9 protein-coding genes are annotated in these 16,408 nt (G+C 46.6%); 2 read left to right on the top strand and 7 right to left on the bottom strand.

Annotation, left to right across the window (positions count from 1 at the left end; genetic code table 11):
* The first annotated feature begins 64 nt into the window (after positions 1-64).
* A complete protein-coding gene (locus tag H3S83_RS02005) occupies positions 65-1,729 on the top strand; it encodes a lysine--tRNA ligase (protein ID WP_198238767.1) in 1,665 nt (554 codons plus the stop codon).
* 245 nt (positions 1,730-1,974) lie between these two features.
* Entirely contained in the window at positions 1,975-3,549 is a 1,575-nt protein-coding gene (locus tag H3S83_RS02000) for a peptide chain release factor 3 (protein ID WP_077969893.1), read from the top strand.
* A 193-nt stretch (positions 3,550-3,742) separates the two neighbouring features.
* Here H3S83_RS02000 and H3S83_RS01995 read toward each other — a convergent pair whose 3' ends face one another.
* The 7 genes from H3S83_RS01995 to H3S83_RS01965 form a co-directional block, all read right to left on the bottom strand.
* Entirely contained in the window at positions 3,743-4,039 is a 297-nt protein-coding gene (locus H3S83_RS01995; protein ID WP_198238766.1) for a helix-turn-helix domain-containing protein, read from the bottom strand.
* Positions 4,040-4,696: 657 nt separating this feature from the next.
* Positions 4,697-5,020, bottom strand: coding sequence for a thioredoxin (gene trxA, locus H3S83_RS01990; protein ID WP_077969890.1), 324 nt, complete (start codon positions 5,018-5,020; stop codon positions 4,697-4,699).
* 79 nt (positions 5,021-5,099) lie between these two features.
* On the bottom strand, positions 5,100-8,582 hold the full coding sequence (addA, locus tag H3S83_RS01985; RefSeq protein ID WP_198238765.1) for a double-strand break repair helicase AddA: 3,483 nt from the start codon (positions 8,580-8,582) through the stop codon (positions 5,100-5,102).
* Complete coding sequence (addB, locus tag H3S83_RS01980; RefSeq protein ID WP_198238764.1) at positions 8,579-11,665, bottom strand: double-strand break repair protein AddB; 3,087 nt, start codon at positions 11,663-11,665, stop codon at positions 8,579-8,581. The genes addA and addB overlap by 4 nt, the downstream gene beginning before the upstream one ends.
* On the bottom strand, positions 11,662-12,381 hold the full coding sequence (locus tag H3S83_RS01975) for a nucleotidyltransferase family protein (protein ID WP_198237996.1): 720 nt from the start codon (positions 12,379-12,381) through the stop codon (positions 11,662-11,664). Before H3S83_RS01975 ends, addB begins: the two co-directional genes overlap by 4 nt.
* A gap of 4 nt (positions 12,382-12,385) precedes the next feature.
* Positions 12,386-13,873 carry a tRNA (adenosine(37)-N6)-threonylcarbamoyltransferase complex ATPase subunit type 1 TsaE gene (tsaE, locus tag H3S83_RS01970; protein ID WP_198238763.1) on the bottom strand — a complete coding sequence of 496 codons (1,488 nt, stop codon included), beginning with the start codon at positions 13,871-13,873 and terminating at the stop codon, positions 12,386-12,388.
* Positions 13,870-16,353, bottom strand: a complete 2,484-nt coding sequence (locus H3S83_RS01965) for an ATP-binding protein (protein ID WP_198238762.1) — start codon at positions 16,351-16,353, stop codon at positions 13,870-13,872. The genes tsaE and H3S83_RS01965 overlap by 4 nt, the downstream gene beginning before the upstream one ends.
* Positions 16,354-16,408 lie beyond the last annotated feature (55 nt).

Here is a 16,408-nt window from a genome sequence, read left to right as displayed (position 1 = left end):
ATTGACGAAAAGCTGTTTGAGCCATAGAGCTTTCTTAAACGATTCAAATTCAGGATAAAACCCCATGGCAACAGACAATTTCGTGGCAGAAAATCTTAATCAGGATGTCATTGATGCGGCAGCCGAATCCAGAGCATGGCCGTTCGAAGAAGCGCGCAAGATTGTCAAACGTTACGAGAAAAAGGGCTACCCTGATACAGTGATGTTCGAAACCGGTTACGGTCCCTCCGGTTTGCCGCATATCGGAACTTTTGGTGAAGTTGCGCGCACAACAATGGTGCGCCACGCTTTTCATGTGTTGACGGAAAATAAAGTCAAAACCAAATTGTTATGTTTTTCCGACGACATGGACGGATTGCGCAAAGTACCCGAAAATGTCCCCAATCGTGCATTGATGGAAACCTATCTCGGGAAACCTTTAACGCGGGTGCCCGACCCGTTTACGAAAGATTATCCCTCTTTCGGCGCCGCCAATAATGCGCGCCTTCGCGCTTTTCTTGACCGTTTCGGCTTCAATTACGAATTTGCCAGCGCAACCGATTATTATACTTCGGGGCGTTTCGATGAAACGCTCCTTAAAATGCTTGGCAATTACGATAAGATCATGGCTGTCATTGTTCCCACATTGGGTGAAGAACGGCGCGCGACCTATTCGCCATTCTTGCCGATTTCTCCTGTCTCGGGTAAAGTTTTGCAAGTTGCGATGATTGCCCATGATGCCAAAAAGGGCACTGTTACCTATATAGAGCCGGAAACCGGTGAAAAAATTGAAACCGAAGTTACCGGTGGCAAGGTCAAATGCCAATGGAAAGCCGATTGGGCTATGCGCTGGACAGCTTTGGGCATCGACTATGAAATGGCTGGCAAAGATCTGATTGATTCTGTGGCTTTGTCTTCAAAAATTTGTCGTATCCTTGGCGGAACACCGCCGGAAGGCTTCAACTACGAGCTGTTTCTGGATGACAAAGGACAAAAGATTTCAAAATCGAAAGGTAATGGCCTGACAATTGACGAATGGCTCACCTATGCGCCCACGTCAAGCCTTGGCCTTTACATGTATCAGAAACCGAAAACTGCCAAGCGGCTTTATTTCGATGTGATACCGAAAGCTGTTGACGAATATTACAGTTTTCTTTCAGCCTATCCGAAGCAAAGCTGGAAAGACCGGCTTAACAATCCTGTCTGGCATATGCATAATGGCAATCCGCCCAAAGTGGATTTACCGGTGCCTTTTGCCATGTTGCTCAATCTCGTGAGTGCATCGAATGCCGAGAATGCCGATGTCTTATGGGGCTTTATTTCGCGTTATGCCAAGGGTGCTACACCTGAAAACCAGCCCGAACTTGACAGTCTTGTCGGTTTTGCAATCCGCTATTTCAATGATTTTGTCAAACCGACCAAAAAATTCCGTGCACCCGATGCTGTCGAGCGTGAAACTTTGGAAAAAATCGACCAAACGCTTGCAAACTTGCCGGCAGATGCCGATGCCCACACCATCCAGAATGCACTTCTCGACATTGGTCGTGTGACAGAGCGCTATCAGGACCACAACAAAAAAAGCCCTGACGGGGGGCCTGGCGTTTCTGTTTCATTTTTCCAAATGCTTTATGAAGTTCTGATCGGTCAGGAACGGGGACCGCGTTTTGGCTCCTTCATTGCTCTTTATGGCATTGATGAAACGCGGAGCTTGATTGCCGACGCGCTCGCCGGAAAACTTGTCAACGAATAAAAGAGGTCGAAACTCACCATGAAAGGGGCTTTTCACCCCTTTCATTATGATTTTGAAACAATCCGGTACAGTTCTCGAAGACAAACTTCAAGCTTGCCGCCAATTTGTTGAAAATTTTTAGATAAAGGACACAAATTCCTCACTCTTTTTTAAAAAAAGAGGTAAAAGAAGCGGAATTTTATTATCGACCGGCCGGTTATAAAAACAATCGGGTCGCTTGGATAACGAAGCAACAGGAGTGAGTTATGAACGAGGCACAAGAGGTCGCGCGGCGCCGCACATTTGCTATTATCGCGCACCCTGATGCCGGTAAGACAACCTTGACCGAAAAATTGTTATTGTTCGGCGGCGCCATCCAGCTTGCAGGTGAGGTCAAGGCCAAGAAAGACCGCATCCAGACCCGTTCCGACTGGATGAAAATCGAACGCGAACGCGGTATTTCGGTTGTCACCTCGGTTATGACGTTCGAATATGAAGATCATATATTCAATTTGCTTGATACACCCGGCCACGAAGACTTTGCCGATGATACCTACCGCACATTGACGGCTGTCGATAGCGCTGTCATGGTTCTTGACGGAGCCCGCGGCATCGAACCCAGAACATTGAAACTGTTCGAGGTCTGCCGCATGCGCGACATTCCGATTGTGACATTTGTTAACAAAATGGATCGGGAGGCACTCGACCCATTAGAGATATTGGACGAGATTGAAGACAAGCTCGCACTTGATACAGCCCCTGTGACATGGCCAATCGGATCGGGCAAAAATTTTGCAGGAAGTTTTGACCTTCATAACAATCTTGTACGCCAGAAAGACGAAGAAAAAACTCCGCGCCCTGTCAAAGGCCCCGAAGAAGCAGCCCTGTTGCTGCCGGAAAATGACCGTGCGGCTTTTGTTGAAGGCGTTGTTCTTGCACGTGACGCATGTAAAAAATTTGACCTGAAATCGTTCCGTGAAGGCCAAATGACCCCTGTCTATTTTGGTTCGGCGCTGAAGAATTACGGTGTGCGTGATCTTATCGACGCTCTTGTTGCCTATGGGCCAAGTCCGAGGGCGCAAGTTGCCGATACACGCATTGTCGAGGCGACAGAGCCGAAAATGACCGGTTTTGTTTTTAAAATACAAGCCAATATGGACCCCAACCACCGCGACCGCATCGCGTTTTTGCGTGTTTGTTCGGGAATTTTATCCCGCGGCATGAAAGCAAAACTGGTGCGCACCGGTAAACCCATGACATTATCAACGCCGCAATTTTTCTTTGCCCGCTCCCGCCAGATTGCCGACGAAGCCTATGCCGGCGATGTTGTGGGAATTCCGAACCACGGAACATTACGCATTGGCGATACGCTGACGGAAGGCGAAGACATCCTTTTCAAAGGCGTTCCGAATTTTGCTCCGGAAATTTTGCGCCGTGTTCGTCTGGGTGACCCGATGAAGGCAAAGAAACTTAAAGAAGCTTTGCAGCAAATGGCGGAAGAAGGCGTTGTTCAGCTCTTTATGCCTGACGATGGTTCGCCGTCGATTGTCGGTGTGATCGGTGCTTTGCAAATTGATGTTCTGACCGAGCGTCTCAAAGTCGAATATTCTCTTCCTGTCGGTTTTGAACCGGCACGCTTTACTGTATGCCGCTGGATTTCGGCCGATAACAAAGAGGATCTCGAGAAATTTGTTTCGACACACCGCGATGCAATTGCATCCGATCTCGACGGCGATCCGGTATTTCTCGCAGAAAACAACTTTTCGCTCAATTATGAAGCGGAACGATCACCAAAAATCAAGTTTGCAACAATCAAAGATTATCAGATACGGAGCGCCTGATCTAAATGGTCAAAATTTAAAGAACTGCCGCTTCCGATTTTTCGGGCACTCGCATAGCTCGCATTTCGGAATGTGCAAGCTTGCTTCGAGCTGCCCGATAATAATTTCGATAAATTTCTATTTCTTCATAATGTTCAACGAAGAAAATCAACGACAAAGGGGAAAAGCAACCGGACGTCGTTGATTATTTTGATCAAGATTGTTTAAGATTCTTCATCGCTTTGAAAAATTCTTCAAAATTGATATCCAGAAAATCGAGAAGCGTTATCAATCTTGACACAGCAATCCTGTCAGCCCCTTTTTCATATTTCTGTATTTGTTGGGGACTAATACCCGCAATTGATGCCAATTGCATCTGGGTAACGCCATTTTTCTTACGAAAATGACGCAACAAGCTTCCGATTTTCAGATCACTTTGTATTTCATTCTGCTTTAATGTTTGAATGTTATCTGAGGAAACGTTAAAGGCAATTTCCATATCAGTCATCATTAACTCATCCCGCAAAAATTGGGATTATGTAATTTTGATAAATCCATCGGATTATCACATACATAAGTGCCCAAGTTTGTTTAAATTCGAAATTCTATTAAAAGGAATTTACACGACCGCCCCCCAATTCGATCGTTCCGTATAATCCAGGCTCACCGGGCAAAGCTCATTATGCACCTGAAGTCTCTATCCTCATGGCAGAATAACTCCAGCCATAGAAGTAAGAGATATACTAAAAACGAGAAATAATACAATAATGAAAGAAAATAAACCTAAAATTCATGAATTTTCTTATTGAACCGCTTTCTTGCCCTCGCCTTTCTATCTCCGGTTGATTCACTTTCTTGATTTTTCTGAAATTGCGAGGGTTTTAACGATTAAAAGTGAGCCGGATTATGGTTTTGCGTGGTGGTTTTTATAAAATTTGTCTCAAAAAACAGGATTGGATAATGGCCAATCCTATTTTACGCTCTCTGCTTTATAAGTCGGGATACCGCAATTTTTTTGCTCCAAATCATTTGCATCGGAACAGTTTTTGCCGACAAGCCAACACGAAAATTGACAAGCCAAAACTATAAACGAGAAACGGATAGCAGAAATACAAAAACGGCACCAAATGAATTGGATGCCGTTTTTATTAAAATAAATTCTAAGGACTTATTTTACGCCGTCTTTAATCCAGTCTGCCAAACGGCTTTTGGGAGCAGCACCCACCATATTGGAGACGATTTCACCATTATTGAACAACAATAATGTGGGGATTGAACGGACACCGAACTGCGTTGCAAGTTCGGGATTTTCATCAATATTGATTTTGGCGACTTTGACCTTACCCTGTAATTCGGTAGCAATTTCTTCAAGCGAGGGGGCTATCATTTTACATGGACCGCACCATTCTGCCCAGAAGTCTACAACAACAGGTTCTGCCGACTTTAGCACGTCATTTTCAAAATTGCTTGTATCGACTTTTACAGTGCTCATTGATCTTTCCTTTGTGATTCCAATTTGCCTAAATTTGGCGTGCCAGACCGATTCCGTCAAGAGCAAGCTTTTTCACCCTTTATTGTTCCGGTGAATTAGTTTTTTCTTTATTGATAATGAAATCGAGTTTTTTGCCATCGAGTTCAAAAACTTTCGGTCCATCACTATAGATCAACAATGTTCTAACGGTCTTATCCGGATGGATGTTCATCAACAGCGTTCGGTAAAGTGCCATTTGCAACATGTAGCTGTCAGGAATTTGCTGCTCGCGTTTTGGCGCACGACCGGTTTTGAAATCTCCCAGAACAATCGTGTCATCGCCATCATTGAGGCGGTCTATTTGTCCGGAAACGACGTATTTTTTACCCCTTATTGTGACAGTTCCCATCAATGTCACTTCGGCACGAGCTTCTTTGGTAAACAAAGGGCGCAGTGCTTCATCATCCATAACCTTGAAGGTTTGTTCAAAAGCATCCTCTCTTTGTTCCTCGCTCCATTCAGGTGCTGCTTTTTCAAGATAGGCACGGGCAAGCCTTTGCCGGTCTTCCTCCTTTATTTGCGGCAAATACTGCAAAAGCCGGTGAATGATTGTCCCGCGTTCGATAGCAAATGAAGAATTTGCCGGTTTTTCTCCCAGAACCGGCGAAATCGTAACATTATTTTTTGCCGCCGGTGCATTTTCGTCAATATCAAGTGAAGCACCTGAAGGGGTAAGAGGCTTAGGTAAATCGGTTTCCGGTTCCATACGTTTATGAAAATAGGAAGGAAGCGGAAAAGCCGGACCGGCTCTTTCTTCTTCAGCGGTTTTTGTTTCGACACTTGCGCGGTTGTCATCCACGCAATAACGCCATGCCTTGATGTCAGGCGAAGGGCCGGCAACTTCTTTAGAAACCGGTATCAACGCTTCGCTGACAAGTTCACTCCACGTGCCGCCAACAACATTCTTTCCCCGATAGCCACACACAATGAGGCGGTCTTCTGCCCGCGTCATACCAACGTAAAGTAGCCGCCTATATTCTTCTTCGGCTTTCAATTTTAACGTATTGATATAATTGTCACCGAATGATGTTTTGAACTCTTTTGCGGGCTGCCACAAAAAGCTCTTCTTGCCATGATCATCAATTTCGATGAATTTCGGTTCATGTTGCGCGTTCCAGATACGCGAACCGGAATCAACCAGAAAGACAATCGCACTTTCAAGCCCCTTTGCCGCATGAACAGTCATAATACGGACTTCTTCACGGTTCTGGTCGAGTTCACGTTTGATTTCCGGATCGGAAAGCTTGATTGTTTCCAGAAAAGCCTGCAAACCGGGCAAACCGGTTTTCTGGATGGATAAGGTATAATCCATGAACGCATCAAGGACATCGCTTGCTTCCGAACCCAATCGGGCGAGAATTTTTGCCCGTCCCTGATCTTCGCTCAATATATGGCTATAAAATTCATAGACAGGCGTTTTATCGGCGAGGTTTCTATATTTTTTGAGTAAAGCCAGAACAGTTGCAAATTCGGGCTTCTCTTCACTATGAGCTTCAAGGCTATTAAACAGGCTTCCTTCACGGTTTATAGCAATATGATAAAGATCATCTTCATCAAGTCCGAAAAGCGGGCTTTTCAAAACGGATGCAAGAGAAAGGTCATCCTGCGGTTGCAGGACAAATCTGGCGAGCGCCGTTAAATCACGCACGGCAATATGGCTTGCCAGACGCAAGCGATCGGCACCGGCAACCGGAACATTGCGGTTTTTCAAAGCGCGCGCCAAAGCGGGAACAAACTGGTCCCGTTTTCTCACCAGCACCATAATATCACTGGCTTTGACTTCTCTTCCCTGACCCGGAAGCATTTCATGATGATAAAGCCAATGGCTGATCGTCGTTGCTATTTCTTCGGCAAGGCGAACAGCCGGTGCATGAAGCTGGTCAACAGGTTTGCGCCAATCTTCCGGCTCTTCCACATCGGTCGGCGCAATATTGTCCCAGATTACAACTTCACCGGGGTCATTGCGGCGAACCGGCTCATGCACGGTTTTGATATTTTCGGCTGAAAGACCTTTATAATTTTCAGGCTTTTCGAATACCCGATCAACACTTTTTAAAACATCGGCTGTCGAACGGAAGGAATAATTCAAACGTATGTGGCCGAAAGATTTGCCGACGGCTTCGGCTTTTCTTTCGATAATGCGACCATTCGTTGCAAAATCTTCCGGCACTGCCCCTTGGAAGGAATAGATCGACTGTTTTTCGTCACCAACGGCAAAAACAGTGCGATTGACCTCTCTTTGTCCTTCCCCGACAAAAAATTCCTGTGCAAGAAGCTGGATTATTTGCCACTGGGAAGGACTTGTATCCTGTGCTTCGTCAACCAGAATATGGTCAATGCCCCTATCCAGTTTATATTGCACCCATTGGCCCGCACCATCGCGTTTTAACAGATTAAGCGCCCGCTCGATCAAATCATCGAAATCAAGCAAACCTTCCGCTTTCTTCAAACTTTCATAACGCGCCAAAAGCCGGTAACAGAGCTTGAAGGCTGCCAAATTGAGCCGTACCAGTCGTACACGTCGCAACTTGTCGAGATAGGAAGCGAGCTTTTCCTGACGCTTTAACAAATCGTCTGCAAGCCATGGCAAAGCTGCAAGAAGTTTTTTTGATGCCAAATTGCTTATTTTTCGCGGATTTCCACGGGTAAAATAGGCAAGTTCGATAAATTTTATGCTCTCGCTATTATCCGCCTTTTCTACAAGCTCCAATCTTTCAACAAAATCTTGGGCGAAAGAGTGGCCGAGACTTTTGAATGCCTCAATAGTCTCCTCCGAATGAAGCGCCGTTTTACGGATTTCATCAGTGAGATTTTCCTCCGTATCTTCCGGAGATATTTGTAATGCTTTTTCCAGAATATGCTTGCCATCCGGTCCACTCACACGCGTGAGAAACGCCCTTAAAGCCTGCCGTTTTTCAATTGCTTCGTCTAACAGCGTAACAAGTCCATTTTCTCCTGCTGTTTTCAAAACCAGCATCAATGCGTCATGAAGAGAACTATTTTTTTGCAAATAAGCTTTTTCAAGCAGGTCACGGCGCGCATTTTTGAAAAACTCGTCACGCTTGAGATCGTCCATCATCTCGAAATGGCCAGCGATATTGGCTTCCAAAGGAAATTGGTGAAGCAGGCCTTCACAAAAAGCATGGATCGTCTGGATTTTTAACCCGCCCGGTGTTTCAAGAGCACGGGCAAAAAGTCTGCGCGCTTCGTCAAGCCTTTTTGAATCGGGTTTTCTACCCTCAAGGGCGATCAACACCTCTGTCAATTTGTCATCATCAAGCTCTGTCCAGCCGGAAAGAGTCTGGAAAATGCGCGTTTGCATGACAGCAGCGGCTGCTTTGGTATAAGTGAGGCATAAAATCCGCGCCGATTCGGTGCCATTCAATAAAAGTCTGATAACCCGAAACGTCAAAACATGGGTTTTGCCGGAACCGGCATTGGCAGACACCCACGCACTGCTTTGCGGATTTGAAGCGGCCGTCTGATTTTTAATGGCATCTTCAGGAATTTCGCGTTTGGTCATTCTTCACCTGCCGTATCAGAACCGGCCGACCATTCAAGAACCCGCGCCAAATGGTCAAAATCGCCTTCATAAGTGGTCAAAGGTGGCATTGCCCGCGACAAATAGCCATGGGCGGGATTTTGATAATATTCCACAAGTTCACCCAATCTTGCCCATGCTTCTTCGGAAAGTTCGGTTGCGGTTTTTTTGGCAGTGAAAGATATACGCTCTTCTTTTACTTCGCCGTGGGCATTCAAACGGATATAGGCAAGTTCCGTCGGTTTGATATTTTTAAGCGGAACAAAGGCATTGCGTGACAAAAGCGCTGCTTCCAACGCCAATTGCGGTGCCATGAGTGTTGCTGCCTGCTTCACGGAAGGGGTCGAACCGGTTTTGAAATCAAGAATTTCGGCGAAATGTCCATTCATCACATCAATGCGGTCGGCGCGCCCTGAAAGAGTCGCTCCTTCCGGCACAATATGAACCGGACGGGCTGAAATTTCGACATATCTCTCTCGTGGAGAAAGTCCTTTTTCCCACGCGATAATTGATGGCGCAAGAATTTCAAAACGCGGCCACCATATAGCTTCAACATCAAGTGGAAGTTGCATCCGGTCAAATTCGGCACGGGCAATTTCAAGAAATTTTTGCAGTGCATCCGGTTTTTCCGGATCAATTTTCAGCAATGAAAAGCCCGCAACAATTGCATGATAAAGTGTGCCACGTTCTGCTACCGACGGATCGTGGATTAGGTCATCAAGTGGCTTCAGGCGCAAAACTTTTCTAGCGTAAATTGCATAAGGGTCGCGGCGTAATGTTTCGATTTCGGTAACAGAAAAATGTTTCGGACGTTGCTTCAATGGGGGAATGGGGCATGGGCGCGCAATAAAATCGACATTTTTGCGACGATCGAGTTCCCGTGCCCAGTGGACAAAAACCCCGCCATGAGCACGCATATTAGCACTCGCTTTGGCGCCCACGACTGTTTCCAGCCTTTGTAACCAGCGCGACGGCACAGAAGGGGCATTATCAACTCTCAATGCCCTGCTCATAATGACTTTATCCATGCCCATAGCCATCTGGAAATCATGGGCAGCCAAACCGATCCGGCGCTCGGGAGGGTCAAGTGTCAAAGTCATCTTCATTGGCCGCGACATGAACGGGTCATTGCGTGCTGTTGCAGGCCAAGACCCTTCATTCAACCCCCCGATGACCATTGTATCAACCGTTTGCAAACGCGATTCCAGTGCACCCCAGATAAAAAGACGGGGATGACCACCGGCGGAGGGGCTCACCGAGCGTGCAGCCATTAAAGCTTCAAGAACGGCCGGCCATTCGGAAATATCGAATGTGAGGCCGGATTGATCGGCAACAAGATCACGCAGCAAAGATATAATGGCTTTTCCTGCTTCTCCTGCATAAAGCGCGTGAAAGGAGCCTTGCTCGTTTGCCCCGAAATTTTCCAAAACTTCCGTCGTAGCACGGGCAACTTCGTTCACCGACTGCGGTTCGCTTTTTGCCATCAATGTTACCAATGGCTGAACGGCTTTCACCAGTGAAGACGCAAGATTTCTTGCTTCTTCGATCATATCGGTATCAATACCGCTCGTTTCGTTTTCATCTGTTGTGAGAGCAATAAGACGCTCTTCAACAAACTGCTCAGAAGCTGCAATATTGATTCGTCCGGTTCCCCCTCTTAATGCAAAGAGCTCGAAACGTTCGGCAATTTTTCGTAAAGCTCCGCGTTCATATCCAAGCGATGTCAAAGGGTGTTTCAAAAGCGACAGAAAAGCCACCGGATCACCAGGTTGAAACAAAGTTTGCAAAATAAGCCGCAATAAAGTTGCCGGTAACACTTCGCTTAAAGGAACGCCGCCGGAATCATTGGCCTCGATGCCGAAACGTTTGAGTTCGGCCACAACACGTCGGGCAAGATTTCTGTCCCCCGTCACAAGTGCGGCCGTTTTCTTTTTGTCTTCAATTGCTTGCCTTAGCGCAACTGCAATCGCCAAAGCCTCTTCACGCTCATTGGCGGCCTCGATCAAAGAGACATCGGCAAAAATTTCATCAAAACCATCACGTTTCAATTGTGACCATGTGTCGGTGGTCACGGCCGGTCGCAATGCTTCGGATAAAATTGCAGCGCGTTTTTTCTTGTTTTCCGAAGGCGCTCCGATCTCGTCAACGACATTTCTTGTCAGTTTCATGCGGTCAAACAATTTTTTGAAGCTATATTGCGGATGGCCGAAAATGGAGGGGTCATCATGCGTTTCATCAAGTGCTGCCCATTGGGCGTCATCCATGGCAAGGTCAAGACCGGGCAGGACGACCGCACCATTTTCCAATCCGCTAACTACTTTCAGTAAATCGGCAATGGCCGGAATCGAGCCATTGGAACCGGCCACAATAACCGGATCACGCGGTTTGTTACGCAAAAGTCTTTCAGTTTCCGCCCGAATAGCCTGATTGCGCCATTCTGCCGGATTTATTTTTTGCCGTTCGGCAAGAATATCAGGCCAGGTTTTTGTTACAATTTCAAGAAAATCAAGTGTCACCTGCCACCATTCGGCGACCATATCGGGGGCAATATCTTTAAGCTTTGCCCAGTCGGCGGACTCTGTCTCGACCTCGTCCATCAGACGGGCAAGATCTTCGGCAAGCCAGATCGCATCGGCTGTATTGGCCGGTATGATAATATCTTCACTACCGAAGAGCGAGCGCACATGGGCAGGCAAATTCTCGCGCCACGGACGGATGAGACGCGCCAATAACAAGAGCCGTTCGACATCGCCAATCTTCGGATTGAGCGACAAAGCTGCCGCTCCATTATCAAGGAAAAAAGCGGTGTCTTCATCAACATCGCCCAAAGGGCGAATTGTCGGCAGGAAGCTTGAATGTGTCTTGCTCATCTCCACAAAGCAGGAGCGCAGTGCGCGCGCGGCACGACGCGTCGGAACATAAATAAGAGTATCTGCCAAAGCTTTCTGGATATTGCCGCCTTTGCCGAAATCTTTAATCAGGCGTCCCGAAAGAAGTGCATCAACAAAAGTTGGCAAAAACGGCGCACCGCTCGAAATCGAAAACAGCTTCGGCTTGTCTTTCACGCGATTTCCCCCCTTTGGCGCATCAGCTCCTCAACCTTGCTAATCATTGCAATTGTCCCGACAGTATACCAGTTGCCATCCAAAGGAAAACCATAAAGGCGACCACGGGCAATTGCTTCGTCAAAATAGAGGTTGAGCGATTGCGGTTCGATTTTTGCAAATGCAAATATTTTCGGATTTACAATAAGTGCACCACCATAAATAACCGCTTCCGGTGCATTTGCAGGTGCGCGAACAAGTTTTTGACCTTCACCAATCAGGAAATCACCTTTTTCCGGCCCTGCTGCCTGCACGCGTTTAACCGTCATAAGCAACATATCCATTCTATCGGGGTCAAAACGATTTGCCATTGCTTCAAGCGTTGGCGTGCCATGGTCGACCCAGAACGTATCGGCGTTAAGAACAAAAAACGGATTTTCTCCCAAAAGTGGCAAAGCTTTCACCACGCCTCCGGCAGAATCGAGAAGTTCCGCACGCTCGTCCGAAATGGTTACATGCGGTTTTTTACGGCTTTCGACATGACTTTCGATAGAATCGGCAAGATAATGGACATTAACCACCGCTTCCTCGACACCGGCTTGTTCAAGGGCGTCAAGAGCGCGGTTCAAAAGACTTCGACCGGCGATTTTTACCAGTGGTTTCGGTGTTTTGAAAGTCAATGGCCGCATGCGGGTGCCAAGCCCCGCAGCAAGCACCATAGCATGTGTTATTTTCATTTTTTCACTCTTCAACCAGTTTCGAGGCAATATAGAATTGACGCAATGATGAAAGGGCCGGATGTTCAAGATTGCGCTTCAGATAATCGTGGCAGTGCGGCAAATGTTTCAAATAAGCGGGCTTGCCATCACGCTTGTCAAGACGAACAAAAATGCCGAGAATTTTGGAAACGCGTTGCGCACCGGCAATAGCATAGATGAGTTTGAACTGTTCTTCATCAAAGATACGAGCGCCCTTTTTGCGTTCATCGCAATAAGCCTTGATGATACGCTCCTCAAGCGGGCGGCTAATAGCAACACGCGCATCCTGGGCGAGTGACACAACATCATAGGCTGTCGGGCCAATTTGCCCGTCCTGAAAATCAATGAGACCTATTTTTTTCAAGCCCTGCTCATTCTCCCGCCAGATAATATTTGGCGAATGATAATCGCGCATAACAAAACTTCGTTCTGCCTGTTCAAAAATTTCAAAAAACGGCTCCCATTGCCGATAGAATTCTTTCTTTATGGACTTACTCACCTCTGTTCCGGTAGAGTAAGGAAAATACCAGTCAAGAAGAAGAGAAACTTCAGCCTGCAAAACACCCCGATCATAAGCCGGTATATCAAGTGTCAGATCATCGAATTTTTGATGTTTTGGCCACTCTTTCTGGTGAAATGAAGAAAGCAATTTTCCCGATTCGATATAGCGGTTTTCAATCGGCTTCCGCTCTTCATCAAGCACGCCGTCCCGCCCGAGATCGTCGGTAATGAGCAAACCGTTTTTTAAATCTTGCGCTAGAATTTCTGGCGCTACAAAACCATTTTTCAAAATTAGCCGGTCAATGCCGACAAATTGGCTAACCGATGTCGCAAGATGGGCAATTTTCCCATAAGACTGGCCACTTTGTTCGGGCATTTCCATTGCCGGCGCATTCATCAAAATCTCATGACCATCCTTGCCATAAATAATCTCGTAGGAACGCGCCGAAGCATCACCGGTAAAATACCGGCGTTTGAAATTGCCACGGTGATTGGATTTTAAAAATTCTCTTATTTCAAGTGAACGCTTGAGCCTGTCGGCAGCACGGCCTTCCGCCTCAATCGTTATTTTTCGACCATTTCCTTGATGCTCAAGAAAAATGGCAAAATCTGCCTTTCCCAATTCTCCTTCCGCTTTTTCCGGCCATTCGACAAGAACAACTCCGGCCTCTCGCGCTTCTTCAAAGCCAAGCTCGTCAATCTCTTCCGGTTCGTTGATGCGATAAAGATCGGCATGGGTGAGGTTGAATTTTGGCAAGTCATAAACTTGAACAAGTGTGAAGGTTGGACTTGGAACATCCATCCCGTCATCATCTGCTAATGTGCGAACAATAGAACGGGAAAGCGACGTTTTCCCTGTTCCAAGGTCCCCTTCAAGCGTAACGAGATTACCCTTTTCAAGAGCGAGCGCAAAATCCTCGCCGAAGCGTTCGGTTGCCTTTTCATCTTCTAGAAATAAACTGAAAATCATTCTGTTTCCTCTGATTGAAGCAACGTTGCGGGCGAAGGGCGTTTGGCTGGAAAGCGGCAAAAAACGGTTGTTCCTTTTGCATTTCCGGTTTCTATCGCGACACTGCCACCATGAAGCTCGACAAAGCTTTTGACGATTGAAAGGCCAAGTCCTGCTCCGGCACGCGAACCATGATGGGCATGGGATGAAAATCGCTTGAAAACAGTATCAAGAATTTCTTCCGGAATTCCTGCTCCGTCATCGTGAACAGAAAAGACAATGTCATTTCCGTCCTTTTTGGCAAAAAAGGTTATGACACTATTGTCAGGAGCAAAATTGGCGGCATTGCTCAATACATTGACAAAAATCTGCCGTAGCCTTGCCTGATCTGCCGGAATCGTCGTGAGGCCGTCTTCAATTTTTTCTTCAATTTGTACTGGACGGGCGCCGAGGCGCTCTTTTGTGCGTTCTGTGGCAAAAGCCATTGAAGCGGCAATATCGACATCCTTAATATCAAGTTCCATAATGCCGGCATCAAGTTTGGCAAGGTCAAGAATATCATTGACAATATCAAGAAGTGCACCGGATTCGGAAGTGATGTGCTTGAGATATTCCTGTTGGCGGGAATTGAGAGTACCGAAAAGTCCGCTCTGTAAAATATCCGAAAAGCCGATAATATTGGTAAGAGGGGTGCGCAATTCATAAGATACATGGCGAACAAACTCGCTGCGCAACGCGTCGGCACTGCGCAATGCATCATTCTTTTCTTGCAATGCACGGGTGATATTGACTGTATCCGTTACATTGACAAAGGTCATCATGGTCTGCGCGTTTGGCAGGGGCACCAAGGCATAATCAAGAATAACGTCGTTTGTTAAATCCATTCGCCCCGAAATGGCATCCCGATTTTCACTAAAACCGGTGATAAATGCACCGAATGTATCCCAAGCATTGCTTGTTGTCTTTTTCGCGCAATTCTCCTGAAGTTTTGAAATATGCGTTCCTTCAACGGTCAATTCGGTGGGTAAAGACCATAATTTAGCCAGTGCCGGATTGGAAAGGCGCATACGCCCGTCCGGACCAAACAAAGCGACACCTTCGGAAAGATGGTCCAGCGTTTCACCTTGCATTTCAATGAGGCTGTTATAACGCCGTTCAAGATCGATTTTTTCAGTGAGATTTTCAAAAAGCCATGTCACGCCGCCTTGCGGATGAGGACTTGCGAGAACCCTGAGCGTACGCCCATCCGGCAAATTCCAGATTTGCTGGCTTGGTTCACCCGAACGATAAGCAGAAAAAAGCTCTTCCTTCCAACCCCTCCAATCCGGCTTTTCAGCAATAATGCCTTCTTCCCGCAAACGATCAAGAAGAAGAGTATGACTGGGTTCGCTTTCCAGAAAAACCGTATCCAACGGCCAGAGCGTTGCGAAGGCCTGATTGGCAAATTTCAGTTTTTGATCGGGACCGAAAATGGCAACTGCCGTTGAAATCTGGTCAAGTGTTTCGGAATGTCCGCGCGCCATGCGCTTCATTTCTTCCGACATTTCTTCCATGGCGCTGATATCGTGAGCAAATGTTGCAACACCATCTTCGGACGTCACTTGTGTGACTTCAAGGAGCCTCCGATCCCCTTCGACAATGGCATAGGCCGGCCCTTTGAAAAGCGGCTTATTTTCTAAGAGTTTCTGACGTGTTGCTTCATTAAACAGAGAGGTTTCTTGCGCTTTTTCGGGGTCGTAACCGCTTGCCTTCTGAAACGCACGATTGGCATAGATAATTCTGTTATCGCGATTGACGAGCCAGACAGGTTCATCAAGCGCTTCAAGAAGAACATTACGCATTGCAAGCATCGTCTTCGTAAAAGCGGCATGTTTTTCAAGCTTGGCAAGCTGTTCTTGTTGGCCGGAAAGATCCTGAAAACGCAAAATTGCAGATGTTCCTGCAATAAGGCCGGTTGCTTCAACCAATATTTTTTGTTTGGTATTCAGATAAAGATCGAAAGATTGCCCGTCATGTCGCAAATGATTGAGAGCTTCATCAAGGACACGGACTTCATTATCATCAAGCCACTGCCCGAAACGCAGTATATCTTTCGGCTTTACTTGCAGCCGATCTAAAGTAGCCATATGACCGATTATCTTAGGAAGAGCAGCAGGCGTTTTCCAGATAAGCGCACATTGTCCCGTATGCATGAGAAAGCGCTCATAATTGTCGATATCCTGAAATTTATCGGAATTGCTATTTTCCTGATCAGAAGAACTTTTTGAAAAATGGCGGAAAAATATGGCGAGGCAAATAATCAATGCCGCAACGATAACCCCGCCGATAATTGCTGTCTGAAGTGCGAGACTTCCGAAATCGGGAAGCACATCAGGGACTGCAGCATCGCTCTTCAAAGGATTTACAGAAAAACAGGCAAAAGCAGCCGGACTCGAGAAAATCCCCGACAATAATTTGCTCTTATATCCACCTCTAGCCTGCAAAGTTGACTTCTCGATCATATTTAGCCGAATCAGGCTTAACCATACATGTCTATGCTTTTCAGGTGAAGTATCT

The organism is Bartonella sp. W8122, assembly GCF_016102485.1.
Lineage (GTDB): Bacteria > Pseudomonadota > Alphaproteobacteria > Rhizobiales > Rhizobiaceae > Bartonella > Bartonella apihabitans.
This window is presented reverse-complemented; position numbering and strand designations above follow the sequence as displayed.